Origin of the sequence: Pseudarthrobacter oxydans (genome assembly GCF_034258515.1) — a bacterium.
In the GTDB taxonomy this organism is placed as follows: Bacteria; Actinomycetota; Actinomycetes; order Actinomycetales; family Micrococcaceae; genus Arthrobacter.
On the sequence record NZ_CP139438.1, the window covers coordinates 2,272,279 to 2,296,724 of the forward strand.

The following is a 24,446-nucleotide window of genomic DNA, read 5'->3' on the forward strand; positions in this document are numbered from 1 at the left end:
CCCGGCGCCCCGGATGGGTCCGGCTAGGAGCCGGCGACGCTGACCGGGCCGGTATCGAACCCGAGCCCTGCCCGGGCCTTGCTGATCCCCGGTTCCGCCCAGTGCGCGGCGTACTCCGCGTTGCTGCTGAGCGACCGCAGCTGGGCCCGGTCCACGTACAGGACACCGTTCAGGTGGTCGGTTTCGTGCTGCACGATCCGGGCCTGCCAGCCTGCGAACTCCCGCTGCACCGGTGAGCCATCGGGTGCCTGGAAGTCCAGCAGGACGTTCTCGGGTCGGGTCACCACTGCCTGGAGCCCGTTCAGGGAGAGGCAGCCCTCGTAAAAGGAGGCATACTCCGTTCCCAGCGGCGTGTACCGGGGGTTCAGGAGTGCCAGGAACTCCAATGGACGTCGCTTGCGCAGCGCAGCGGCCTCCGGATCGACGTCGAACTGGTCCTCGACGACCGCGATTTGGAGGGGGATGCCGAGCTGCGGCGCCGCCAGTCCCACTCCGGGGGCCTCGTGCATAACCTGCCGCATGAGGGCGATGAGGCGCTCCAGCTGGTCGGAGGAGAGTTGACCGTCAAGGGCGGCGGCGCGCTGTCGAAGTGCGGGGTGGCCGGCCTGCACGATGGGCGGGAGCGTTCCGGCCGAAAGGATCCGCTCCACGGTTTCCCGGATCTGTTCATCGCTGGCGGTGGTCTCCGGCGGGATGGGGTTCATGGGGAAAGCCTACTGGCCTCCGTCATCCTCCCGGCCGCAGTGGGTTAGTGTCGTTTCCATGGCTGAAGACCCTTCCCTGAGCATCTCCCCGTTGGATCGGGTCCTCGGATTCATCCGGGTACTGGAAGCAGGCGGAGGGGCCGCTGAGATCAGGCCTTTCCTGGCGGACACCTTCGTGCTGGTGGAAGCACCGCACCTCCTGGCTCCGGAAGGCTCCACGCGCACGCTCGCTTCGGTCCTTGCCGGCGCGGACCAGAGCTCCGAGGTGGTCTCGGACCAGAAGTTCCACATCAGGCGCACCACCTGTGAAGGCGGAAGGGTGGCCGTGGAGGCAGACTGGTCAGCGACGGTCCGGATGGACCTCCGCTACTGGGACCGGGGGGAGACCATCCGGGCCCGGACGTCGTCGGTTTTTGAGGTTGCTGACGGAAAAATCGTGAGCCAGGACAGCTACGACTGCTACTTCCGCTGACTCCCGCCGGGCGCCATGTCCGAGCGTTCCCCGCCCTACTGCATGGTGAAGCGCCGGGCCGTCCACAGGTTCATTGCCGGGATTGAAGCGGCGCCGCCGATGGCAAGGTTGCGAAGCCTAAGGAGCGGCGCGGGCAGCGGGCGTCCCAGCAGCATGTTCACTTCGGACTGGCGCCGCGCGATCACAGCGGCGCGTCGCCGCCCGGCGTCGAATGCCTTCAGCCGCCCGGCCACAGGCCTTCCCGCCACAGCCTCCCGAACCACGGGAGCCAGGGCCTGGGCGTCCAGCCAGCCAAGGTTCATGCCCTGGCCGCCGATCGGGCTGATTTCGTGGGCGGCGTCGCCCACCAGCACTACGCGCCCGGCCACGATGCGCCGGGCCATTGTGGAGCGGACGCTGAAGGCGCTCAGCATGGTGTTGGTCCGCACGTCAGGGAGGATTCCCGTCCGCCGCAGGACCAGGCGTGCCAGCCGGCCGGCGTCGGCTCCTTCCGCGGGCTGGCCGAGCCGTACCACCCACCGCCGCAGCCCGCCCGGGAGCGGGAAGGATTCTACGATCCCCTCCGGCTCGAGGAAGAGGACAGCCATCTGCCCATGGCGTCCGGAGTCGGCGAAGTCGCCCATCAGGTAGTGGTCCGGATAGGCCTTGGTGCGGACGGGCATGCGGACGGCATCGCGCAGCCGTGACCTTGCGCCGTCGGCGGCGACCACAATTGAGGCTTCAAAGCTGCCGCCCCCTGCCGTTGCGTCGCTGGAAGGTTCGACGACGACGGCGGCCGAAGCGCCGTCGTCGTTCACTCCTGTGACGCGCACGCCCCTGACGATGGCCCGGCTGTCGAGGGCATTGACGCGTTCCTCGAGGAGTTGTTCCGTCCGGTACTGGGGGAGGGCCAGTACGAACGGAAAGTCCTCCGAAACGCCTGCGAAGGACATGGTGCCCACGGTCCTCCCGCCGCTGAGGGCCATGCCCGCACGGATCGGCACGCCCTCCCGCACCATGGCATCGGCCAGGTGGACGCCGTCCAGCGCCTCTAGGGCGGGAGGATGGATCCCGATGGCGCGGGTGTGGATATTGCGTTCCGTCCGCTGCTCGAGGAGCCGTACGGAGACGCCCTCCTGGAGCAGGGAAGCCGCCAGGTAGAGGCCCACCGGGCCGCCGCCGACGATGACCACGTCTGTTTCCACGTCAGTCCCTCGAAAAAGCGAGGACCTGGTGGAAGGCGCTGCTCGGCCTGACCACCCAGCCGGGGGGAGCGACGGCCGCCAGTTCCCGGCGCGAATAGCTGCGCCGGATGGACGTGAGCCCGTCCGCGCGGATGAATGAATGCCGGAAGGGCAGGGCGGCGGCACTGAAAAGGGCATAGGCAACCGGGCTGCGGCGGAGATCGTTGTGCAGCACGGCCTTTTCGGCCAGAACTTGCGAATGCGCCAGCAGTTCCTGGAGTTGTGCCTCAGCAAGGTGGTGCAGGACATGGTTGGAAATCACGAAGTCGTACTGCCTGCCCTCGCTCACCAGATCGGCGCTGTGGGCCTGCCGGAAAGTGAGTCCCGGGACTTCGGGGCGCCGCTTAGCGAAGGCGGCGGCCCGGGGATCGGGATCGATGCCCGTGATGTGCAGGGCGAGGTGGTCGCGCGCGGCCCAGCGCCACAGCAGGGTTGGGAGATCCCCTCCGCCTGAGCCAATGTCCAGGAGCGTCACGGGCCGGGAGCTGCCGGCCAGGAAAGGACGCAGCTCGCGCACGTACAGCCGGCGCCATCCGGAGAGCATCCGGTTGATGACAGCGAACTGGCGGTACGTGTTGTCCAGGGCCTGCGGGTCGCAGTCGGGCAGGTCCATGATTTCCACCGCCCAGGCGGCGCGCCGCCGCAGCAGGAGATCCACGGGGATCAGGCCACTGGCGCTTCCACCGGCAGCCCCTCCTGCACCTGTTCCTCTGGAGAGTTGTGCGCCGGCCGGGTGGTGCGCGGCGCTTGCCGCAGTTTCGTGAAGACCGCCGTTTCCACAGTGAGGCCGGGGCCGAAGGCCATGGAGCAGATCCGTTCGTCACCCGGCTCCGGGTCCTGTTCCAGGATGTGCTTGATGACGAACAGGACGGTAGCGCTGCTCATGTTGCCGTAATTGCGGAGGACCTCGCGGGCCGGAACCAGCTGTTCCTGCGTGAGGCCGAGCCTGGACTCGACTTTGTCGAGGATGCTGCGGCCGCCCGGGTGGATGGCCCAGTGGCGGATGGAGGAGTAGGGGAGTGCTGCCAGTTCCGGTTCCCGCGCCAGGAGGGGCGCCAGTGCCCCGACGATGTGGTCGTCGATGATGTGCGGGACGTAGTTGCCCAGGACCATTTCGAATCCGTGGTCGCCAATGTTCCAGGCCATGGAGTCCTCGCCGACGGGGGTGAGGACTGTTTCAAAATGGTCCAGCTGCATCAGCGCATGGTCTTCGGCGCCTTGCCGGGCAGTGACGACGGCGGCTGCCGCACCATCGGCGAAGAGTGCTGACCCCATGATGGTGTCCGGATCGTTGGAAGTACGCACGTGCAGCGAGCACAGTTCCGCGCAGACCACCAGGACAACGGCGTTGGGGTCGGCTTCGCAGAACAGCTTTGCTGCGCGCAGCGCGGGAAAGGCCGCATAGCAGCCCATGAAGCCGAGGTGGTAGCGCTGGACCGCTGGATCCAGGCCGAGCTCCCGCACGATTTTGTAGTCGGGCCCCGGATTGAAGAATCCCGTGCAGGAGACTGTCACCAGGTGAGTTATGTCAAGTAAATTGAGTTCCGGGCAGGCGCTGACGGCGGAGCGGGCGGCTTCGACGAAGAGCTTGGTGGCTTCCCGGCCGAAGATCTCATTCCGGGCTTTGGTGCCGGGGTTCAGGAGGAGGCCGGTGGCCGGGTCGTAGAATTGCGGATCGTCCGAGCGGAACTCGTTGGTCAGTTCCTCGACGGCGGTAAAGCGGGTGTCAATGGCCGCTGAATCGAAGCACGTGTTCACCAGCCGGGAACCAAGCCTGGACAGGCCAGGCTGGGCCGCAAAAACATCCCGGGCTTCCGACTGGATCAGCATCGTTTTCGGAACTGCAGTTTCAAGTGAACGCACGTAGACCGTCATTGGTTCATTCTTAGCGAGCCCTGGGAATAAGGCAACGGTGGGCGGCCCGGTGACCTGCGGAGTTGTCCGATCCGGGCGGATGCGCCCGGCCTGGTGGACCCACTCTTCCAGGACCTTAACAGAACGCCGATAATCTACATTATGTCAAGTAGTAGCAAACACGCCGCCGCGGGTGTCCCCATGGCCGGCTACGCAGGTGCGCGTCTGACTCCTCTGGGATCCTGACGCGCCTGACCTCGGTTGCAGCACGGTGGGTCCGCGAACAACTAAGGTCGGTCTCGTGACGGGTGATCTGCGAGGCTTCTCCCTGGGGACGTGGCTGCGAGTGCGCGGGGACCTCATTGGAGTGCTCTGCGGTCCCCGTATCCATGATCGCGCTGCCCCGACGGCCAAGTGGAGGTGACCCAAGTGGAACGGTTTCTGATACTACTGGCCATAGTCCTTGCTTCAGTGGCAGTCTGCGTAGCCGGACGCTATCGATTCCCCATCAAGGAAGGATCCCGAGCGGATCACTTCTTCGAACGGCTCCAGTTGGCAGGGAACGTAGTATCCATCGGAGTGGAACTCCTGCTTCCTGCCGTCACCGGTTTCCTCGGCCAGCCTTTCCTGGCCTACGCGGCCGCAATCCTCCAAGTTTTCGCTGTGAGCATCTTCCGAATCCAGCTGCCTTCAATTCGGGCGTTCCGCCCCGGGACGGCCGCTCAGCACTCAGTAGGTGAACCGGAACTTCGCCGCACCCGATGGCCCTACCAAACTGCCTTCGCACTGGGATACGTCCTGCTCCTTGCTTACGTGGCGTCCATTTTCGGTACGTATTTCTAATAGCGACGGCGCGTTCTGCAGCTGCCGTGGGGAGAATCACGCGCTGCTTCACGTTCGGATTCATGGAACTTTGGGCGGCTTCGTCGACCCCAGACGTTCGGCCAGCACCGGAGGCCCCCGCGCACCCAACTGTTCCACCTTCCAGGCATCGGGGAAGAACCGGCTCCGCACCTGCTCAGGCGTGATGCCAGGAGGCAGCAAAACTGGATCGAAGGCAAGCTGGTCTTCGAAAAGCAGCAGGTCCACGTCCGCCGGCACGAAGGCCCGCACCCAGGCCACCAATTCGATCATCGGCGCGGGCGGAGCGCTGATCACGAACGCGGTGCGGTCATCGCTGAGCCCGACATCCCAGGCGTCCGAGTAGCCGACTCGCGCCAGCCGTCTACCGCGGCGCTCGAGAGGCTGTCCGATGTGGTCGCGCCGCAGTGCTCCGAAGACGCCTTCGCGGTCGAACCGCCACTCAGCCCCGTTGACCACGACGAAGGTGTAACCGCCCACCGTCACCTCCTGTCCACGAAAGCCCCCTACCTGCTTCTGGCACAATTCTGGCATCCCGCTCTCGCGGACGGCAGGCACCAGTGCGTTCGGAACTGCACCACTCCCCTGCGGCTGAAGCGGTCGGTCTCAGAATGAAAGGGTTCTCGGGGTCACGGTGAGGTTGATCCCTGCATGCCGTCCCAGCAGGTCCCGGGAGGCCTCCGGGACGTCTATGCGTCCGCTCCAGCGGTGAACGGTAGGGTCTATGTCCTTCAACTGGTCCCTCTCCCCCGGCTCCCAGTCCCGAAGGGCCGTCGGGATCACGCTGTTCCAGGCAGCCCATGCCCTCGGCAGCGGCCGGTCTTTTGCGGGAGGTTCGATGTCAACCACCAGGGTGTCCTGCCAGTCCTCGGTCTGCTCCAGGTGGTCGTCAAAGAAGAAGTGTCCCTCCTTCTCCCTGATGGACATCAGCCGGAGCCGGAGCGCATGACGAAGCCGGGGTACCACCCTGCCGCCGACACGCGGCCGTGGCGCCTTGGAGGAAAGGAAAGTCGTCAGCAGCGGAACCGGAGAATCGATGGGGTCCCCTTCCCGCCAGTGCTCAATCTGTACCGGACAGAAGTGGGACGCACTCTGCTCGTGGACCATAACCGGCAGTCCCCTGATGGCCAGCGCGACGTCAAGCTGGAATTCGACGTCGGCAGGTGCGTCCCTGCCGACCGTGAAGCCGACCAGCTCCACTTCGACCTTAAGATCGCCGAAGAGGAAGCGCTGGAGGTTCTGGTAGCCCTCCTCCGAGTTGACGATTCCGTACCGCCCGCTGTGGCTGCGGTGCACTACGGCCAGCGGCGCGCCCCGGACCGCAGCGTTGTCGATCTGGACCAGCCCGTCACTGCGGGCTCCCACCGCCTTGGAGGACAGGCCCAGGGCCACATCGTAGTCCTCCGGATTGGACCCGACGAGGCAGAACAATTCGTCAACCGGGAAGCCCTCCTCGGGCATCTCGGTTGCGATGAATTGGTCGCGCGTCAGCGTCCTCCTGAGGGCAGGAGGGGTGAGGTACTCGTACATCCGGTCAGGGCCAAAGATATCCGCCCCCTGGAGCCCCGTGGCGTCGCGAATCTTCTCCAGCAGGCCAAAACCGATGGCGAAACGGATTCCACCGTGCGGCGTTGCGTAGGTAAAAACCCGGGCAACAAATCCGGCTCCCGCGGCGGGGTCCAAATTTCCGTCCTGCCCGGCGAGGCTTTCCGGGATGACCCGTTGCAGAAGCGAGCGGCAGATCAGCCCGCCCATGGAATGAGCCACCAGGAAGACCTTGGGCGCGCCGGTCTTCTCCAGCACAAGCTTGATCAGCTTGAACAGGTCGCGTGCCGCATCCTCGAAGGAGAAGTTTTCCGGGTCCGCGCCAAAGGTATCTGCTGACACGTCGTAGAAGCGGTGGATCCACACCGACGCCGGGTTCACCGAGCCGGCGTCCGCGCTGTTCAGAAAGGCCCATTGGTCACCGTGAACAGGGACCTCGTACTTATGGTCGCTCACCAGCCGCAGCATCGGAGACTCGAACTGGTGGAACTTCGCCCGGCCATTGCTGTCAGCCCTGACGTGCACAGAGCCCTGACTGAAGCCGTAGAACGGGTCATCGACGGCGGTATTGACGGCGGTGCCTGTTCCGGCGAAACCCCGGACGTAGATCACGGGCAGCCGGCCGTCGTCGCCAGGGAACCCCATACTGTCCCTCCTTAGGCAACAGATCAGGACTCTGCCGTGCGCCTTGCAGCGTACGGGTCTTGGCCGATTGGACCATCCGCGGCGTTACCGCAGCGTTACTGCTGCCGGTTCCTCCGCCGCGCCCCGCGGGTCCCGGTGCCGGTGCCGTGGGGGTTAACGGCTCAGCGGTGTACGGGGGCGGGAGCCCCGCCGGGCAGGACTAATCTTGCGTCAATATTTCGGAAACGCGAGCCAACTCCTGATTTTCCTCCACCAAGATCAAAGGAACCAAGAGGAAGGCCTCCATTCAATGGAGGGCACCTCTGGCGGCCAAGGGATCGGCGCGGCAGAAGCCTGGACCTTCCCACAATCATTGAGCCAGGACGGGAGAGGTGACCGCGGTGATGCAAGACCACCATTGGTCCGAGCCCGCGGGCGACCAGGGACCAGAGCAGGAGCCCCCCTCCGCCGGCTTCATGGTCATTCGAACCTGGCAGGAGCCCGGCCACCCACAGGGGTTCCGCGCGAGGATAACCTACGGACAGACTCCCAGCAGCACTCAAAGCACCGTGGCCACAGCCGACCCCGCGGAGGTCCTAAGCGTGGTCAAGCGCTGGCTGGCCGCTCAGCCAGGGGTGACCGGGCGGAACTGACCGCTCCGTCCCCAAACCTGGCCGGCGCTCAAGGGGCCCCGTGAGAAGCCCGCTGACCGATTCCGAAGGCAGTAGACCCATGTCTTCCCCAAGCTGCTTCCGGTAGCGTTCGTAAGCCCTGAGCGCGGCGGCGGGATTGCCGTGCTGCAATTCAGCCTGGATAAGGAGACTGACGGCAGTCTCATAGAGCGGCTCGATCTCCACCGCCGCCTCGGCGGCTGCCTCTGCCGTACCGGTGTCCCCCACGGCAAGTGCATGCGAAGCGATAGCTACGTAAGCCCGTAAGCGGTCCTGCTGCAACCGGCTCTGTTCAACCATCATCCAGTCCTCGTACCAGCCGGGAAGCAGCTGCGCGTCATGTAGTCCGTCCAGCAGGGATGCAGGGTCGGCCTGCAGCCCTGCACCGCCCAGGGCCCTGGCCTGAAGCCGGACCCGCCTTAGGTCAACATCCACGTCGTCGCTGAGGTACAGCATCCGGCCCTCGTTGACGATCAGCCCGGGCACTTGGCGGGAAATCAGATGCACACTGACGCGCAGGCTCTCCAACGCCTTGGAATCCGGATACTCGGGCCATAACAAGCCGACGAGGTAGTTACGGAGAAGCGGACCCTTGATGGCCAGCGCCGCGATCAGCCGCTGCTGACGCGTCGCAACGTGCACAACCACGCCGTCCCGGCAGAGACGCCAGGACCCGAGCAGTTCCAGTTTCAATTCTCCATAGCCGTCGGCGCCCATGGGAACCTGATTTCGGTTCAGCAAAACGTGTGATGGATGGTACGAATGAGCATCCTCAGGACGGTCGGTCCTGTCAATGGGGCCATCCCCATACTTCCTAAGGGAGAGGTCCCTCTCCGAAGCGGAGGCAACGCGGACGGAATCTAGCGCCTGGACCCGATCCCGGCGCCAACCACGGCCCCGATCCCAAGTCCCAGTGCAAAACCAAGCAACGGACTGTCAAAAACCGCGAGCCCAAGGGTAATTCCAACAGCACCGCCAACGAGGCAACAGATCCACAGTGGCTTGTTCACAGGGCCTCCGGCAGCGGATACTTCGGCAGCGCAGGCCGACCGGAGATTACTTCGGATTTCCCGGCAAGGTCACCCGTCATAGGCTTTCTGCAGTTCGGCGATGTCCAGCTTGCGCATCCCCAGCATGGCCTGCATGGCCCGCTGAGATCCGTGGGGGTCGGGTCCCGCGATCAAGGACGGCAGGATTGAGGGTATGACCTGCCAGGACAAACCGAAGCGGTCCTTTAGCCAACCGCACTGGCTTTCTGAGCCGCCGTCGGTCAGGGCTGCCCAGTACCGGTCCACCGCGGACTGGTCCTCGCAGTCCACCACGAACGAAACAGCCTCAGTGAAGGTGGATCCCCGGGCACCATTCAGGGCAGTGAACCCCCGTCCTTCGAGTTCAAAGTCGACGGCGATTGCTTCGCCTGCCGCGCCCGGTCCGCCCTCACCGAACCGCGAAACATTGAGGATTCTTGAATCGTCGAAAACCGAAGTGTAGAACTGTGCCGCTTCTTCCGCCTGGTTTTCGAACCAGAGGCAGGTCCCGATCTTTCGTGGCATGGTGGCTCCCTTCCGGCTTGAGCCTAATGCCGCGGTCCACGGCACACAACGGCCGGCGTTAAGCTCGGATCCATGACTTCCCGCAACATGAAGACCGCAAAACCGCACGCCTTCCGCCTGACTCTGGCAGCCGCGGCGACCGACGCCGTCATGATTCTGGTGTTCGCCGCCGTCGGACGTGACGCCCACCAGCGCGGCGATGTGGTGACCGGTGTGTTCCTGACCGCCTGGCCGTTCCTGGCGGGTGCTGCGCTGGGCTGGATCATTGCGAGGGCATGGCGGCAACCCCTCTCGGTACGGCGCACCGGCCTCGCCGTTTGGCTCGGCAGCGTGGCGGGAGGGATGGTGCTGCGCGCCCTGACCGGCCAGGCCGTGGCGCTCCCGTTTGTCATAGTGGCTTTGGTCAGCCTGGGGGTCCTGCTGCTTGGCTACCGCGTGCTGCTGGCGGGGTTCAGGCGCCGCCGGCGTACCTGAACAGGACGGGACACGACGGTCCGGCCGCGCGCAACTGCCAATGTAATAGGCTGGCAGCAGAAGCTTGCCGGGCACTGCTACGGCGCAACAGATCCGGAAGGGTTCAACGTGATCACTGCATTTGTCCTGATCAAGACCGACGCTGCCCGCATCCCTGAAACTGCCGAGGAAATCTCCTCGATCGAGGGGATCAGCGAGGTTTATTCCGTAACCGGAGAATGGGACCTCATTGCCGTGGCCCGGGTCCACCGGCACGAGGATCTGGCGGACGTCATCGCGGACAGGCTTTCCAAGGTCCCTGCCGTGGTCCACACCACAACCCACATTGCCTTCCGCGCATATTCGCAGCACGACCTGGACGCGGCGTTCTCGCTGGGCTTTGAGCAGTAGCCAGTAGGGAACTGACCTTGCTCACCGGGCGGTGAGCGAGACCCACTTCCCAAGGACGGCTGCGGCGGCCCCGGTATCAATGGATTCGGCAGCGCGGGCAAAAGCCTTCCGCATCCGGTCAAGGAAGGTGCCCTCGGCCGATTCGTCGAAGGCCACCAGACCGGCCGCTGCATTGACCAGGACGGCGTCCCTGGCCGGGCCTGCCTTGCCGGCGAGGACCTCGCGGACAACGGCTGCGTTTACCTCTGCGTTTCCACCCCGCAGCTGTTCCACGGTGGCAAGGCGGATGCCCAAGTCCTCCGGAGAGAAAGTCAGCTCTGTCACCCGGCCATCACGGATCTCCCACACTGTGGACGGACCCGTGGTGGTGAGTTCGTCCAGGCCGTCGTTGCCGCGGAATACCAGGCCCCTGCTCCCCCGCTGCGCCAGCACGCCGGCTACCAGCGGCGCCATCCTGGCGTTTGCGACGCCGACCGCTGAGGCCTGCACGTTGGCAGGGTTGGTGAGGGGGCCGAGGAAGTTGAAAGCGGTGGGAATAGCCAGCTCGCGCCGGGGAACGGCGGTGTGGCGGAATGAGGGGTGGAACACCTGCGCAAAGCAGAACGTGATTCCGGCCTCTTCGGCGTTGCGCGCCACCTCCTCGATGGTCAGGTCGAGCCGCACGCCCAAGGCTTCGAGTACGTCTGCAGAGCCGGACGACGACGACGCGGCCCGGTTGCCATGCTTGACCACCTTGGCACCGGCCCCCGCCGCGACAAGGGCTGCCATCGTGGAGATATTCACCGTGTTCAACTGGTCTCCGCCGGTGCCCACGATGTCAAGCTTCTCGCCGGAGATGCTCACAGGCCTGGCATGGGCAAGCATGGCCGCCACCAAGCCCGAAAGCTCCTCAACTGTTTCGCCTTTGGAGCTGAGGGCCACCAGGAATCCGGCAATCTGGGCGGGCGTGGCCTCCCCCGACATGATGGTGTCCATCGCCCAGGAGGTATTGTCCGCTGTCAGGTCAGCACCGCCGATCAAGGCGGAGATCAGGCGGGGCCAAGAATTGCCGGACGGTGCGGAAACCTGTGAAGTCACCTCCTGATGCTATCGAGCGTTGCCGGGGCGTGACCAATGTGAACCCCTCCAGGAACTTTTCCGGGCGATTTCGCGTCTTTGTAGAAAAAGTCCCCCGAAAAGGCGGTTTGCGTTGGGCAGCACGGAGTTTTACAGACATAATGTCTATGTGACATCTGCGACCCATGCCCCCAGTACCCCGGCGCACCCCACGCTGAACCGCCCGAACATGGTTTCCGTTGGAACCGTTGTGTGGCTGTCCAGCGAGTTGATGTTCTTCGCCGGTCTCTTCGCCATGTACTTCACGCTGCGCTCCACGAGTGCGCAGATGTGGACCGATGAGACAGCCAAGCTCAACTTCCCCTTTGCGCTCGTCAACACCATCGTCCTCGTGGCAAGTTCCTTCACTTGCCAGATGGGCGTCTTCGCGGCCGAACGGCTCCAGCCGCGCCGGACCGGGGGCGCTTTCCAGTTCGCCCGCTGGGGAATGAACGAATGGTTCACCCTGACGTTCCTCATGGGCGCATTCTTCGTTGCCGGACAGACCACGGAATACGCCATGCTGGTCTCTGAGCACGTCTCGCTGTCCTCCAACGCCTACGGCTCCGCCTTCTATATGACCACCGGCTTCCACGGCCTCCACGTCATTGGCGGCCTCATCGCCTTCCTGCTCATCATGGGCCGGTCCTTCGCTGCGAAGAAGTTCGGGCATTTTGAAGCGACCTCAGCGATTGTCACCTCGTACTACTGGCACTTCGTGGACGTCGTGTGGATCGGCCTCTTCCTGGTCATCTACGTACTCAAGTAGCCAGCTTTGATTCTTTTTCTACAAGAGGCAGAATTTCAGGTAGCGGCTCCCGGAGCCGGCGCAGGATCGAATAAAGGAACCACCACGTGAAGGCACTCTCACAAAAGCGGCGTCACCCACTAGCAGCACTAGCGCTGCTCCTGATGGGGCTCCTCATCACGGGTGGGGTATACGCCGCGGCTACCACAGTCAACGAGGCCAAGGCCTCCAGCACTTCCTACAGCGCCAATGACGTGGAAGAAGGCGGCAAGCTGTTTGCAGCGAACTGCGCTACCTGCCACGGGATGGGTGCCAGCGGAAGCCAAGCTGGTCCTTCGCTGGTTGGCGTTGGTGCAGCAGCCGTTGACTTCCAGGTGGGCACCGGCCGCATGCCGATGCAGATGAACGGCCCCCAGGCCATGAAGAAGCCCGTGCAGTTCAACGATGAGCAGACCCGGCAGCTTTCAGCCTATGTTGCTTCCCTGGGTGCCGGCCCGGCGGTCCCTGAAGAAGGCCTGCTCGACGAAGGCGGCGACGCAGCAGAAGGCGGCGAGCTGTTCCGCACCAACTGCGCCATGTGCCACAACGCAGCAGCCGCCGGCGGCGCGCTGACCCGCGGCAAGTTCGCACCCGCGCTGGCAGACGTATCCGGCAAGCACATCTACGAAGCCATGGCCACCGGCCCCCAGAACATGCCTGTGTTCAGTGATTCGAACATCACCCCCGAAGGCAAGCGGGACATCATCACCTTCCTCAAGCAGATCGAAACCACCGGCTCGCCGGGCGGAGCAGACCTCGGATCCCTGGGCCCGGTGGCAGAAGGCCTGTTTGTTTGGGTTGCCGGCCTCGGCGTCATTATCGCCTTCACTATCTGGCTGACTTCCCGGACGTCCTGACCCCTGGGAACCACCACACACTTCTGCTGATCCGTCAGCAGCTTGATATTAGAAACTAACCCGGCACCCGCCGGGACGAGAGAAGGATGAGGCGAATTATGGGCAACCATAGTGACGGCAGTCCGAACCACTCGGGCACCGTAGCTACGGCTGGTCAGAATGAGGTGGAGAAATTCCAGGATCCTGGAATCCCTCCGCACCGTTTGCGCCTGGCTGACACGGACCCGAAGGCCGCAAAGCGGGCAGAACGGCAGGTCGCCTTACTATTTGGCATCTCTGTTGTTGGCACCCTGATCTTCCTGGTGGCGTACTTCGCCATTGACCTGGGAGGCGAAGAATCGAGCATCGGCACCATCCGGCTCCAGAACATGCTGCTCGGCCTTGGCACGGCGTTCGCCATGCTCGGGATCGGTACCGGCATTGTGCACTGGGCCAAGGCCCTCATGCCGGACCACGAAGTTTCCGAGGAGCGCCACGCGATCCGCTACGAGGAGGACCGGCAGGCGGCTGTCCGCATCGTCGATGACATCGTCGAAGAGACGGGCATCAAGCGCCGTCCGCTGATCCGTAACACCCTCCTGGGTGCCGTTGCACTCGCGCCGCTTCCGGCAGTCGCTATCTTCGGTGACCTCGGACCGCGCCCGGACGACAAACTGGCCCACACCATGTGGGCACCCCAGGAAGGCAAGCTCAAGCGGCTTGCCCGTGACCCTGACGGAACACCGATCAAGGCCTCCGACGTCACCATCGGCTCGGCCTTCCACGTTATTCCGGAAGGGCTGAACGACCTCCACGAGGGCAAGCTCAACGAAAAGGCCAAGGCCGTTGTGCTGCTCATGCGGCTGGACCCGGCATCGCTGAACCCCTCCGAGGGCCGCGAGGACTGGGGCTACAACGGCATTGTTGCCTACTCCAAGATCTGCACCCACGTCGGTTGCCCTGTTGCCCTGTACGAGCAGCAGACGCACCACCTGCTGTGCCCGTGCCACCAGTCCACCTTCGACCTCACCCAAGAGTGCAAGGTGATCTTCGGCCCCGCCAGCCGGCCCCTCCCCCAGCTGCCCATCGCAGTTGACGACGAGGGCTACTTGGTCGCCACCAGCGACTTCAAAGAACCCGTAGGACCAAGTTACTGGGAGCGTGATATGCATGAGCGCAGCATCACCAGCTGAGCCGGCTTTCGTCGCCAAAACCAAGACGGGCCGGATTACCGACTTCGTCGATGCACGTGTTGGCGGTTCCGGAATCCTCCGCGAGTTCGGCCGCAAGGTCTTCCCGGACCACTGGTCCTTCATGTTCGGCGAAGTGGCCCTCTACTCGTTTGTCATCCTCCTGCTCTCGGGCACGTTCCTGACATTCTTTTTTGATCCGTCCATGGCCGAGACGCACTATGAGGGTTCATACGTCCCGCTGAAGGGCGTGGAGATGTCCGTGGCGTACAGCTCGTCGCTCGACATCTCGTTTGACATCCGTGGCGGCCTGTTTATGCGCCAGGTCCACCACTGGGCGGCCCTGCTGTTCGTAGCCTCCATCGCGGTGCACATGCTGAGGGTCTTCTTCACCGGCGCCTTCCGCAAGCCCCGCGAAATGAACTGGGTTGTGGGCAGCGTCCTGCTCATCCTGGCAATGGCCGCCGGCTTCACCGGCTACTCGCTGCCTGATGACCTGCTCTCCGGAAACGGCCTGCGCATCATCGACGGCGTGATCAAGTCCATCCCGGTCATCGGCACCTACATCTCGTTCTTCCTCTTCGGGGGAGAATTCCCGGGCACCGCCATCATCGGGCGCCTCTACATGCTGCATATCCTGCTGGTGCCGGCACTCATCCTGCTGATGATCGTCCTGCACCTCTTCATGGTGGTCGTCCACAAGCACACCCAGTACCCCGGCCCCGGCCGGAACGACAACAACGTCGTCGGCTACCCTCTGGGTCCTGTCTATGCAGCCAAGGCCGGTGGATTCTTCTTCATCGTGTTCGGCGTCCTGGCCCTGATGGCAGGCTTCTTCACGATCAACCCGATCTGGAACTACGGCCCCTACGATCCCTCCCCCGTATCCGCCGGTACCCAGCCCGACTGGTACATCGGTTTCGTTGACGGCGCCCTGCGCCTGATGCCGGGTGTGATTGGCGACTTCCACTTCGAATACGTCATCTTCGGCTACACCCTCACGCTGAATGTCCTGCTGCCGGCCCTGGTCCCGGCAGGCATCCTGTTCACCATCATGTTCATGTACCCGTGGATCGAACGCTGGGTTACCAAGGACGAACGTGAACACCACGTCCTGGACCGTCCCCGGAACGCCCCCACCCGTACGGCTATCGGTATGGCCGGCTTCGTCTGGTACTGCGTCATGTGGGCGGCTGCCGGGTCCGACCTCATCGCAACCCACTTCCATGTCTCCCTGAACGATGTGACGTACTGGCTGCGCGCCCTGTTCTTCGTCGGGCCGATTATCGCCTTCGTCGTCACGAAGCGCGTGGCGCTGGCCCTCCAGCGCAAGGACCGCGAGATCGCCCTGCACGGACGCGAGACGGGCCGCATTGTCCGCCTCCCGCATGGTGAGTTCATCGAGGTTCACGCTCCCCTGGACGAGTACAAGCGCTACAAGCTGGTGGGCTTCGAATCGCCTGAGGTTCTTCCTGCCGTGCCGAATGAACACGGCGTTGTAACCCGCAAGGAAAAGCGCCGCGCGTTGCTCTCCAAGTGGTTCTTCGAGGACCGGGTTGCACCTGCAACTCCGGCTGAACTTGAAGCTGCGCACGGCCACGGCCATGCCGCAGTGGAAGCACCCGAGGAAGCAAAGAGCCTGTCCCACTAAGGCTTACAAAGGCAAACAGGAAGGCCCGGTCCACATGGACCGGGCCTTCCTGTTTGCCTTTCGCGTGTCCGCAGCGCCAGCGCTGCACTCCGTCTGCCGCCGGTGTGGCGGCGGGCGCCTCAGTGGTTACGTGCCCGGCGTGCACCCGGGCGCTGCAGCGGCACCCATAGCTTGTACCTGTCTGCGCGGTAGTAGGAGACCGAATAGTCAACCATGGCCCGGGCTACGAAGGCATGCCGCTGGATCTTAAGGAGCGGCGCACCCACCTCCACGTTCAGCAACCGCGCGGTGGACGGCGAAGCCGCGGTGGCCTCGATCATGTCCTCGCCCCATTCCATCACCAGCCCAAATTGCTCGCTGAGGACGTTGTACAGCGAGGTGGGCGGTTCCCCGTCCAGCAGTCCAGGCACCCGGTGGGCCGGAATGAAGTTCTCGTCAACGCTCATGGGTTCACCGTCGGCCAGGAGCAGGCGCCGGAAACGCACCAATGGCGTTCCCTCATCCAACTGCAGCTCGCGTGCAAGGAACGCACTGGCGGCAATCTGCTCAAAGCTCAGGACCTTCGCCGCGGGGACCATCCCGCGTCGCTGCATCTCCTCGCTGTAGGACGTCAGTTTGACCTGGAGATCGAGCTTAGGCCGGCGGACGAACGTGCCCAGGCCCACTACTCTCTCGATCACTTCTTCGCCTACCAACGCATCAATCGCCTGGCGGACGGTCATGCGGGCAAGGCCGAACCGTTCGGCGAGATCCCGTTCAGACGGCAGGGCTGATCCCGGCGGGCAGGAGTCGGCGATGTAGGTACGCAGGATCTCACGCAGCTGGACGTAGATGGCCGTGCCACTGGACCGGTCGATGTCGCCGGTGATGGCTGCCGCACTAGCTGGCATGGATTGTCTCCCCTGCGTTGAAGTTCACCTTCCAATTTTAGGTCAGGTCTAGACCAGCGTCGTTCACCATGCCCAGCCGTTTAGCAGGGCAACGGGGCAGGCCCTATATTTGTCATGAAAACGCGATGTCGACGGAGGGGGCCGTCATAACGGAGGAGTCCCTTTGCCAACACATAACGCCGTGGTCAAAGCATCGGTGGGCCTGCACGCCAGGCCTGCCGCCCTATTTGTACGGGCTGTTACGGAAACCGGACTGCCGGTGACCATCTCCAAGGAGGGTGGCCCAGGCGTTGATGCGCGCTCCCTGCTGCAGGTAATGGCGGCGGATTTTCACCAGGGATGCATCGTGGAGCTTGGCGTCAGCGACGCGGCCGTCAGAGGCCCGCTGGGGCGCCAGGTGGCCGAGGACGCCTTGCGGGCGCTTGGCGAGCTGCTGGAGTCGCAGGGCGCAGCCTAGGGCGCGCCAGGAGCAACAAAAACGACGTCGGGCCCCACCATTTGGTGGGGCCCGACGTCGTAATCGGTGAAGCGTTAGTGCGCGTGGTCTCCGCGGCTGTATTCGTACACCCAGCCGATGAGTGCCACTACTGCCAGGCCGGCCGCGATGAACACAATCCAGAAACCGACCGCAAGGCCCAGGAAACCTGTTGCGCACGCGATTCCCAGGACCAGCGGCCACCAGCTCCAGGGGCTGAAGTGTCCCTGCTCGCCGGCGCCTTCGTGGATCTCAGCATCGCTGCGGTCCTCGGGGCGCATACCAACGCGCTTCCCGGTGAAGCCAAGGTAGCCGCCAATCATGCCGGCAAGTCCGCCCACCAGCAGGATGCCGAGGATGCCCACCCATTCGCCCCAGTTGGTCAGGAAGCCATAGACCAGGGACACCGGGACGAAGAAGAAGACTCCGGCACCAAAAATCCAAGATTCAATTTTCATTGTCAGTTGTCCCTCTGGTCGGCGTTTCCGAGTACCTGGGCGGCCGGCGCCGGTGACTCAACGGTGTGGACCTGGCGAAGTTCCGGGTGGTGCAGGTCCAGGGCGGGCCGCTCGGAACGGATCCGGGGCAGCGAGGTGAAGTTGTGCCGCGGCGGCGGGCAGGACGTGGCCCATTCCAGCGAGGCGCCGAAGCCCCACGGATCATCAACCTGGACCTTTTCCCCGTTGCGCCACGTGATGTAGACGTTCCAGAAGAACGGGATCAGGGAGGCGCCCAGGACGAACGATGCCACGGTGGAGAACTGGTTCATCCAGGTGAAGTTGTCCTCCACCAGGTAGTCCGCGTAACGGCGCGGCATGCCTTCGACACCCAGCCAGTGCTGGATGAGGAACGTCCCGTGGAAGCCAAGGAACAGCAGCCAGAAGTGGATCTTGCCCAGGCGCTCGTTCAGCATCTTCCCGGTGAACTTCGGCCACCAGAAGTAGAAGCCGGCGAACATCGCGAACACCACGGTGCCGAACACCACGTAGTGGAAGTGCGCCACCACGAAGTAGGAGTCCGAGACGTGGAAGTCCAGCGGCGGGGACGCCAGGATGATGCCGGTGAGGCCGCCGAACAGGAAGGTGATCAGGAAGCCGATACTCCAGAGCATCGGGGTCTCGAACGTCAGCGAACCGCGCCACATGGTGCCGATCCAGTTGAAGAACTTCACACCGGTCGGAACCGCGATCAGCATGGTCATGAACGCGAAGAACGGCAGCAGCACGGATCCGGTGACGTACATGTGGTGTGCCCACACGGTTACCGACAGTGCGGCGATGGCGATGGTGGCGTAGACCAGGCCCTTGTAGCCGAAGATCGGTTTGCGGCTGAACACCGGGAAGATCTCCGAAACGATGCCGAAGAACGGCAGCGCGATGATGTACACCTCGGGGTGGCCGAAGAACCAGAACAGGTGCTGCCAGAGGACGGCACCGCCGTTTTCCGGATCGAAGATGTGGGCACCGAAGCGGCGGTCGGCACCGAGCGCGAACAGAGCAGCCGCCAGCGGCGGGAAGGCCATCAGCACGAGGATGGAAGTCACCAGGGCGTTCCAGGTGAAGATGGGCATCCGCCACATGGTCATGCCGGGGGCACGCATACAGATGATGGTGGTGATGAAGTTGACCGCGCCCAGGATGGTGCCGAAGCCGGACAGCGCCAGGCCGAACACCCACAGGTCGCCACCGATGCCGGGGCTGAACGTCGTGTTGGACAGCGGCGCGTAGGCGAACCAGCCGAACGATGCCGCACCCTGCGGGGTGATGAAACCGGACACCGCGATGGTGGAACCAAAGAGGAAGAACCAGAAGGCCAGGGCGTTCAGCCGCGGGAACGCGACGTCGGGGGCACCGATCTGCAGCGGCATGATGACGTTGGTGAAGCCGGCGAACAGCGGTGTCGCGAACATCAGCAGCATGACGGTGCCGTGCATCGTGAAGAGCTGGTTGTACTGCTCTTTGGTCTGCAGGATCTGCATGCCGGGCTCGAACAGTTCGGCGCGGATGAGCAGCGCCATGACGCCGCCCAGGCAGAAGAACACGAACGACGCGATCAGGTACATGTACCCGATGGTCTTGTGGTCGGTGGAGGTGATCCAGTTGACGACGATGCGTCCCTTGGACTTAGGAACTACGGAAGCCTCGAGGGTTCCGGCAGGTGCGGTCTGGGTATAAGTAGCCACGTCGCTCCCCTTACTTAATTTCGTTCAGGTTCGGGTTGCGGTCGTACTCGACGCCGAGGAGACCCGTGTTGCCGGCTTCGCGCAGCTCGTTCATGTGGGCCTGGAATTCGGATTCCGACACCACCTTCACGCGGAACAGCATTTCGGAGTGGTACTCACCGCAAAGTTCGGCACACTTGCCGTCGTAGGTGCCCTCTTTGGTGGGGGTGAACCTGATGTAGTTGGTCTTGCCCGGGATCATGTCGCGCTTCTGGAGGAAAGCGGGGACCCAGAAGGAGTGGATGACGTCGCGTGCGTTGAGTTCGAGGTCAACAGACTTGTTGACCGGCAGGTACAGGGTGGGGAGCTGTTCCTTATCGATGGTGTTGCCCGTGAGGTGCGCCTGCACCCCGGCCTCGTGGACGTCCTCTTGGATGACGTCGCCGGCCTTGTAGTTGAAGTCCCAGGCCCACTGCTTGCCGCGGACGTCGACAACGACGTCGGCAGGCTGGGAGCGGTTGTCAATCGCCTGCTGGTCACGGTCGGTGAAGTAGAAGAACACCACAACCATGAACAGGGGGATGGTCAGGTAAAAGACTTCAAGGGGCAGGTTGAAGCTGGTCTGCCGCGGGAACCCGACGGTGCCCTTGCGGCGGCGGTATGCAACAAGGCACCAGACGATCAGGCCCCAGGTAATGATGCCCACAACCAGGGCGGCAATCCATGAGTTGACCCAGAGGTCCATGATGCGGTCGGTGTTGCTGGTGGTGCCACGTTCAGTGGGCAGCCACCCTTTCTCTACCTCTGGCGAACATCCGGTCAAAACCAACGCGCCGGCAATTGCCAAGCTTGAGATCGTTGTGATCGTTTTGCGTCGGCTGCCGGTTCGGTTCTGCGAACTCACAGACGGCCCTTCCTACTTGTTGCTGTTGTCCGGGCAGCCTTGGCCGCCCCGGGCACACTAAAAGTTTTACTACTCGGTGTAGAGCTTACCGCTCCGCCGGGCGTTTCGCCCACATGTCGGCGCCGTGCCCCCGTACCGATATTTTCGGCAGGAAACCCGGCGCCGGCATCGGGCGAAATAACCGGCTTAGTGGAACGAATCCCCACACGCGCAAGAGCCGCCGGCGTTCGGGTTGTCGATGGTGAAGCCCTGCTTGGAGATGGTGTCCTCGAAGTCGATGCTGGCACCGCTAAGGTACGGAACGCTCATCTTGTCCACGACAACCTCGACGCCGTCATAATCCCGGACTGCGTCTCCGTCCAGGAGCCGCTCATCGAAGTAGAGCTGGTAGATCAGTCCGGAGCAGCCGCCGGGCTGCACTGCAACCCGGAGGCGCAGATCCGTACGGCCTTCCTGCTCGAGAAGACTGCGTACCTTACCTGCGGCGACGTCGGTCAGCTTGACCTCGTGGACGGGCAGTTCGTCACTGGCCGTGCTGGTGGTACCGGTGCTGTTCTCATTGGTTGCGGTGCTCATTTGGCCTACCTTCTTAGGACGGTCTGGCGGCGCCGCGCTGGCGGTGCCTGCCCCTACGGTTTCGGTATGGGCTATAGCTACATGCTACGCGGGGCGGAGGTGTAGCTCTAACTCCTGAACGTAACCATCGACGGCTCCCCGTTGTTCCCCGGGAACAGCCAGCGCCGCGCTCCCATCGTGCCCCGGGTCCCCTGAACCGGTCCTAGAGTCCCTGGTCGTTAATCCGGGCCAGGAGCAGGGCCTCGGCAAGGATGGCCTTGCGGAAATCGCCAAGGTGCAGGGACTCGTTCGCACTGTGCGCCCGGGAGTCCGGATCCTCCACACCGGTCACCAGGATCTGCACGTCCGGATACAGTTCCGTGAGGTCGGCAATAAAGGGAATGGATCCGCCGATCCCTGTTTCCACGGCTTTGACCCCCCAGGCCTCTCCCAGCGCCCACATGGCCAGTGACGCCGCAGACGACGACGTGTCGGTCAGGAACGGGTTGCCGCTCTCCCCCGGCGTGAAGGTCACCTTCGCGCCGAAGGGTGCGTTTGCCGCAACATGCCGGCGCACAGCCTCCATGGCTTCCTCCGGGACCTGGCCAGGGGCGAGGCGCAGGCTGAACTTCGCCCGGGCGCGGGGCAACAGGGTGTTCGAAGCCGCCTCCACTGACGGAGCGTCGAACCCGATGATGGACAGGGCCGGCTTGGTCCACAATCGGGAGGCGATGCTGCCCGACCCGGCAAGCCGGACGCCGTCGAGTACTGAAGCGTCTGCCCGGTAGTCTTCCTCGGAAAGGTCAACCGTGGCTGTATCCCTTGCCACCAGTCCCTCGATGGCGACATTTCCTTCGTCGTCGTGCAGGGTGGCGATGAGGCGCGACAGGAGGGTGGGCGCATCCAGCACCGGTCCCCCGTACATACCGGAGTGCACGGCGTGGTCGAGGACCTGGACTTCGATGGTTCCGTCCACCAGGCCCCGCAGGCTGGTAGTCAGGGCCGGAACCCCAACCTTCCAGTTGCTGGAATCGGCGACGACGATGACGTCGGCGCGGAGCAGTTCCCGGTTTGCCTCCAGGAAAGAGCGGAAAGTAGGCGAGCCGGCTTCTTCCTCACCCTCAAAGAAGAACGTGACGCCGAGCCCCAGCGAGTTCCCGAGCACCTCCGTAACTGCTGCGTATGCCGCCAGGTGCGCCATGATGCCGGCTTTATCGTCCGCCGCGCCGCGGCCGTACAGGCGTCCGTCCTTCTCGACGGCGGTGAACGGTTCCGTCTCCCACAGACTCTGATCACCCGCGGGCTGGACGTCGTGGTGGGCATAGAGGAGGATCGTCGGCTTGCCGTCGGCGGCAGGCCGTTGGGCGACGACGGCGGGCCCTCCCGGCGTGCCGTCAGGCTTGTTGCAGCCAAGGATCTGGACGTTTCCGAGTCCGGTGCCGCGGAGCAGTTCCGCTACAGCTTCGGCGCTGCGTTCCAGCGGGGCCCGGTCAAAGCTTGGCCAGGCGATGCCGGGGATGGCGACCAGCTCTTTGAGCCGGGCCAAGGTCTGGTTGAAGGACCGGTCTATGGAGCTGCGAAGGTCTTCCGTCCGGTTGCTTCCGGCAAGGCCCGGTGATGGAAGGGCATTATGGTTTTGCGGCGTGCCCGTCGGCAATGAAGTCATGGCAAAACATTACCCGCGTCACATTGACTGCTTGGGACCAACGGTTGGCCTGGGCATGACTTCAGTTCCCCGCCGCAAGGTATTCTGTTCTGGTGTTCGGACGTAAAAAGGAAGCGCCCTCGGCGCAGCAAATAATAGACCAACAGGCTGCAGAGCCGGGGCGGACAGAGGGCTTGAGCGGCAAGGGTGCCCCAACTCCCACGCGTAAGGCACAGGAGGCGGCCCGCAGGCGGCCACTTGTCCCGGAAGACCGTAAAGCCTCGAAGGCTGCCGAGCGCCAGGCAATCCAGGACCAGCGGCTTAAGATGCGCCAGGCGCTGGACACCGGTGACGAACGGTTCCTGCCGCTGCGCGACAAGGGTCCGCAGAAACGGTTTGCCCGTGATTACGTTGACGCACGTTTCAGCCTCGGTGAGTACCTGATGTTCGGCGCCCTCGTATTCGTCCTGGTGTCGTTGGTGGTCCCGGCGTCCAGCGACTTGATGATCTACGTCCTCGGCGGGTTCTGGGTGATGTTCCTGGCCGTCTTCGTGGACGTGTTCATCCTGTCCCGCCAGCTTCGCAAGCGGCTGACCGCCAAATTCGGCGAGGTGGAGCGCGGAACCGTGTGGTACGGCTCCATGCGTTCCCTGCAGTTCCGCAAGCTCCGCCTCCCCAAGCCCCAGGTCAAGCGCGGCCAGTACCCGGCCTGAGCCCGCGGCGCCCTCCAACAGCCAACAAAACCCCGGCGGATATTCCGCCGGGGTTTTTGCTTTGGACCGTTCACGGCCTAGGGCCGGCGGCTCTTCGCCAGTTCGCGGTTGATCCGGGCAGCCCAGAACGGTCCTTCATAGAGGAAGGCGGTATAGCCCTGGACCAGGGTGGCCCCGGCGTCGAGCCTGTCCTGGACGTCCTGTGCCGTTTCAACGCCGCCCACGGCCACCAGGGTGAGGGCGTCACCGGTGACCTGCTTCAGGCGGCGCAGCACGTCGAGGGAGCGCTGCTTCAGCGGCGCACCCGAGAGCCCTCCGGCGCCGCACTTTTCCACCTCTTCCGCCGGCGTGGACAGGCCGCTCCTGGCGATGGTGGTGTTGGTGGCGATAATGCCGTCCAGCTTGAGGTCCAGCGCCAGGCGTGCGACGTCGTCGATATCCTCGTCGCTGAGGTCCGGGGCGATCTTTACAAGCAGGGGGACGTGGCGGCCTGCCGACCTGTCCGCTTCCTGGCCCACAGCCGTCAGCAGCGGCCGGAGCGACTCCACATCCTGCAGCAGCCGCAGGCCGGGGGTATTGGGCGAACTTACGTTGACCACCAGGTAGTCCGCAGCAGGTGCAAGGCTGCGGGCACTGACGAGGTAGTCCTCCACCGCATCGGCAAGCTCCACCGTTTTGGTCTTGCCGATATTGACGCCGATGACGGGGCGCACGCCCCGGTGCCGGCGCTGGAGGGCAGCGCGCGCGGCCTTGAGCCGCGGGGCCACGGCGGTTGCGCCGTCGTTGTTGAATCCCATGCGGTTGATGACCGCGCGGTCCTCCACCAGGCGGAAGAGCCGAGGTTTCTCGTTGCCCGGCTGGGCCTGCCCGGTGATGGTTCCCACCTCAACGTGGCCGAAGCCAAGCTCCGTCAGGGCCTCGATCCCATGGCCTTCCTTGTCGAAGCCGGCAGCAAGCCCGAACGGCGATGGAAAGGTGATTCCGAAGGCCGTGGTCTGGAGCGACGGTGCTGGAGCCGTCAGCTTCGCCAGCACCTTCCCCGCACCGGAGCGATGCGCCAGCCTGATGCCCTTGAATCCGATCTTGTGGGCGCGCTCGGCGTCCATCCATGAAAAGGCCAGCCTGAAGAATGTGGGATAAACGCGCATGCCTCTAGTTTTCCGCCTAGGAGGG

25 protein-coding genes are annotated in these 24,446 nt (G+C 64.0%); 9 read left to right on the plus strand and 16 right to left on the minus strand.

Annotation, left to right across the window (positions count from 1 at the left end; translation table 11 throughout):
* Positions 1–23 precede the first annotated feature (23 nt).
* Entirely contained in the window at positions 24–704 is a 681-nt protein-coding gene (locus SMD14_RS10280; RefSeq protein ID WP_321213567.1) for a peptide deformylase, read from the minus strand.
* Between the two features lie 58 nt (positions 705–762).
* Here SMD14_RS10280 and SMD14_RS10285 point away from each other — a divergent pair, with 58 nt between their 5' ends.
* Entirely contained in the window at positions 763–1,176 is a 414-nt protein-coding gene (locus tag SMD14_RS10285) for a nuclear transport factor 2 family protein (RefSeq protein WP_321213568.1), read from the plus strand.
* Positions 1,177–1,211: 35 nt separating this feature from the next.
* Here SMD14_RS10285 and SMD14_RS10290 read toward each other — a convergent pair whose 3' ends face one another.
* The 7 genes from SMD14_RS10290 to SMD14_RS10320 form a co-directional block, all read right to left on the minus strand.
* The gene (locus SMD14_RS10290) at positions 1,212–2,360 is read right to left on the minus strand and encodes an NAD(P)/FAD-dependent oxidoreductase (protein ID WP_321213569.1); all 1,149 of its coding nucleotides are present in this window, start codon (positions 2,358–2,360) and stop codon (positions 1,212–1,214) included.
* Position 2,361: 1 nt separating this feature from the next.
* A complete protein-coding gene (locus SMD14_RS10295; RefSeq protein WP_321216253.1) occupies positions 2,362–3,012 on the minus strand; it encodes a class I SAM-dependent methyltransferase in 651 nt (216 codons plus the stop codon).
* Between the two features lie 50 nt (positions 3,013–3,062).
* A complete protein-coding gene (locus SMD14_RS10300) occupies positions 3,063–4,274 on the minus strand; it encodes a type III polyketide synthase (RefSeq protein WP_157242299.1) in 1,212 nt (403 codons plus the stop codon).
* An 882-nt stretch (positions 4,275–5,156) separates the two neighbouring features.
* On the minus strand, positions 5,157–5,594 hold the full coding sequence (locus SMD14_RS10305; RefSeq protein ID WP_321213570.1) for a hypothetical protein: 438 nt from the start codon (positions 5,592–5,594) through the stop codon (positions 5,157–5,159).
* Between the two features lie 126 nt (positions 5,595–5,720).
* Positions 5,721–7,304 carry an alpha/beta fold hydrolase gene (locus SMD14_RS10310; RefSeq protein WP_321213571.1) on the minus strand — a complete coding sequence of 528 codons (1,584 nt, stop codon included), beginning with the start codon at positions 7,302–7,304 and terminating at the stop codon, positions 5,721–5,723.
* A gap of 575 nt (positions 7,305–7,879) precedes the next feature.
* The gene (locus SMD14_RS10315; protein ID WP_157243190.1) at positions 7,880–8,671 is read right to left on the minus strand and encodes a BTAD domain-containing putative transcriptional regulator; all 792 of its coding nucleotides are present in this window, start codon (positions 8,669–8,671) and stop codon (positions 7,880–7,882) included.
* A gap of 362 nt (positions 8,672–9,033) precedes the next feature.
* Positions 9,034–9,507 carry a VOC family protein gene (locus tag SMD14_RS10320; RefSeq protein WP_321213572.1) on the minus strand — a complete coding sequence of 158 codons (474 nt, stop codon included), beginning with the start codon at positions 9,505–9,507 and terminating at the stop codon, positions 9,034–9,036.
* A 72-nt stretch (positions 9,508–9,579) separates the two neighbouring features.
* On the opposite strand from SMD14_RS10320, the gene SMD14_RS10325 reads away from it, so the two are divergent.
* Positions 9,580–9,981, plus strand: coding sequence for a DUF3054 domain-containing protein (locus tag SMD14_RS10325; RefSeq protein WP_321213573.1), 402 nt, complete (start codon positions 9,580–9,582; stop codon positions 9,979–9,981).
* Positions 9,982–10,089: 108 nt separating this feature from the next.
* Complete coding sequence (locus SMD14_RS10330; RefSeq protein ID WP_321213574.1) at positions 10,090–10,371, plus strand: Lrp/AsnC ligand binding domain-containing protein; 282 nt, start codon at positions 10,090–10,092, stop codon at positions 10,369–10,371.
* Positions 10,372–10,392: 21 nt separating this feature from the next.
* On the opposite strand, the gene trpD is transcribed toward SMD14_RS10330, so the two are convergent.
* The gene (trpD, locus tag SMD14_RS10335) at positions 10,393–11,448 is read right to left on the minus strand and encodes an anthranilate phosphoribosyltransferase (RefSeq protein WP_321213575.1); all 1,056 of its coding nucleotides are present in this window, start codon (positions 11,446–11,448) and stop codon (positions 10,393–10,395) included.
* Between the two features lie 148 nt (positions 11,449–11,596).
* Here trpD and SMD14_RS10340 point away from each other — a divergent pair, with 148 nt between their 5' ends.
* The 4 genes from SMD14_RS10340 to SMD14_RS10355 all read left to right on the plus strand — a co-directional run bounded on the left by SMD14_RS10340 (position 11,597) and on the right by SMD14_RS10355 (position 15,930).
* Positions 11,597–12,235, plus strand: a complete 639-nt coding sequence (locus SMD14_RS10340; RefSeq protein WP_321213576.1) for a heme-copper oxidase subunit III — start codon at positions 11,597–11,599, stop codon at positions 12,233–12,235.
* A gap of 86 nt (positions 12,236–12,321) precedes the next feature.
* Entirely contained in the window at positions 12,322–13,110 is a 789-nt protein-coding gene (locus tag SMD14_RS10345) for a c-type cytochrome (protein ID WP_321213577.1), read from the plus strand.
* Positions 13,111–13,208: 98 nt separating this feature from the next.
* Positions 13,209–14,282 carry a ubiquinol-cytochrome c reductase iron-sulfur subunit gene (locus SMD14_RS10350; RefSeq protein WP_157242294.1) on the plus strand — a complete coding sequence of 358 codons (1,074 nt, stop codon included), beginning with the start codon at positions 13,209–13,211 and terminating at the stop codon, positions 14,280–14,282.
* Positions 14,260–15,930, plus strand: coding sequence for a ubiquinol-cytochrome c reductase cytochrome b subunit (locus SMD14_RS10355; RefSeq protein WP_321213578.1), 1,671 nt, complete (start codon positions 14,260–14,262; stop codon positions 15,928–15,930). The genes SMD14_RS10350 and SMD14_RS10355 overlap by 23 nt, the downstream gene beginning before the upstream one ends.
* A 119-nt stretch (positions 15,931–16,049) precedes the next feature.
* Here the strand turns inward: SMD14_RS10355 and SMD14_RS10360 are convergent, their stop codons facing one another.
* The gene (locus tag SMD14_RS10360; RefSeq protein ID WP_157242292.1) at positions 16,050–16,820 is read right to left on the minus strand and encodes a GntR family transcriptional regulator; all 771 of its coding nucleotides are present in this window, start codon (positions 16,818–16,820) and stop codon (positions 16,050–16,052) included.
* A 163-nt stretch (positions 16,821–16,983) separates the two neighbouring features.
* Here SMD14_RS10360 and SMD14_RS10365 point away from each other — a divergent pair, with 163 nt between their 5' ends.
* Positions 16,984–17,277, plus strand: a complete 294-nt coding sequence (locus SMD14_RS10365) for an HPr family phosphocarrier protein (RefSeq protein WP_321213579.1) — start codon at positions 16,984–16,986, stop codon at positions 17,275–17,277.
* 74 nt (positions 17,278–17,351) lie between these two features.
* On the opposite strand, the gene SMD14_RS10370 is transcribed toward SMD14_RS10365, so the two are convergent.
* From SMD14_RS10370 to SMD14_RS10390, 5 genes are all read right to left on the minus strand, one after another.
* A complete protein-coding gene (locus SMD14_RS10370) occupies positions 17,352–17,753 on the minus strand; it encodes a cytochrome c oxidase subunit 4 (protein WP_013601026.1) in 402 nt (133 codons plus the stop codon).
* A 2-nt stretch (positions 17,754–17,755) separates the two neighbouring features.
* The gene (gene ctaD / locus SMD14_RS10375; protein WP_321213580.1) at positions 17,756–19,477 is read right to left on the minus strand and encodes a cytochrome c oxidase subunit I; all 1,722 of its coding nucleotides are present in this window, start codon (positions 19,475–19,477) and stop codon (positions 17,756–17,758) included.
* A 10-nt stretch (positions 19,478–19,487) separates the two neighbouring features.
* Positions 19,488–20,360 carry a cytochrome c oxidase subunit II gene (gene coxB, locus SMD14_RS10380; RefSeq protein ID WP_321213581.1) on the minus strand — a complete coding sequence of 291 codons (873 nt, stop codon included), beginning with the start codon at positions 20,358–20,360 and terminating at the stop codon, positions 19,488–19,490.
* A 186-nt stretch (positions 20,361–20,546) separates the two neighbouring features.
* Positions 20,547–20,936 carry an iron-sulfur cluster assembly accessory protein gene (locus SMD14_RS10385; protein WP_066275924.1) on the minus strand — a complete coding sequence of 130 codons (390 nt, stop codon included), beginning with the start codon at positions 20,934–20,936 and terminating at the stop codon, positions 20,547–20,549.
* A 202-nt stretch (positions 20,937–21,138) separates the two neighbouring features.
* Positions 21,139–22,581, minus strand: coding sequence for a dipeptidase (locus SMD14_RS10390; RefSeq protein ID WP_321213582.1), 1,443 nt, complete (start codon positions 22,579–22,581; stop codon positions 21,139–21,141).
* Positions 22,582–22,673: 92 nt separating this feature from the next.
* Here SMD14_RS10390 and SMD14_RS10395 point away from each other — a divergent pair, with 92 nt between their 5' ends.
* Entirely contained in the window at positions 22,674–23,273 is a 600-nt protein-coding gene (locus tag SMD14_RS10395; protein WP_321213583.1) for a DUF3043 domain-containing protein, read from the plus strand.
* Positions 23,274–23,350: 77 nt separating this feature from the next.
* Here SMD14_RS10395 and SMD14_RS10400 read toward each other — a convergent pair whose 3' ends face one another.
* Positions 23,351–24,421 carry a quinone-dependent dihydroorotate dehydrogenase gene (locus tag SMD14_RS10400; RefSeq protein ID WP_157242288.1) on the minus strand — a complete coding sequence of 357 codons (1,071 nt, stop codon included), beginning with the start codon at positions 24,419–24,421 and terminating at the stop codon, positions 23,351–23,353.
* Positions 24,422–24,446 lie beyond the last annotated feature (25 nt).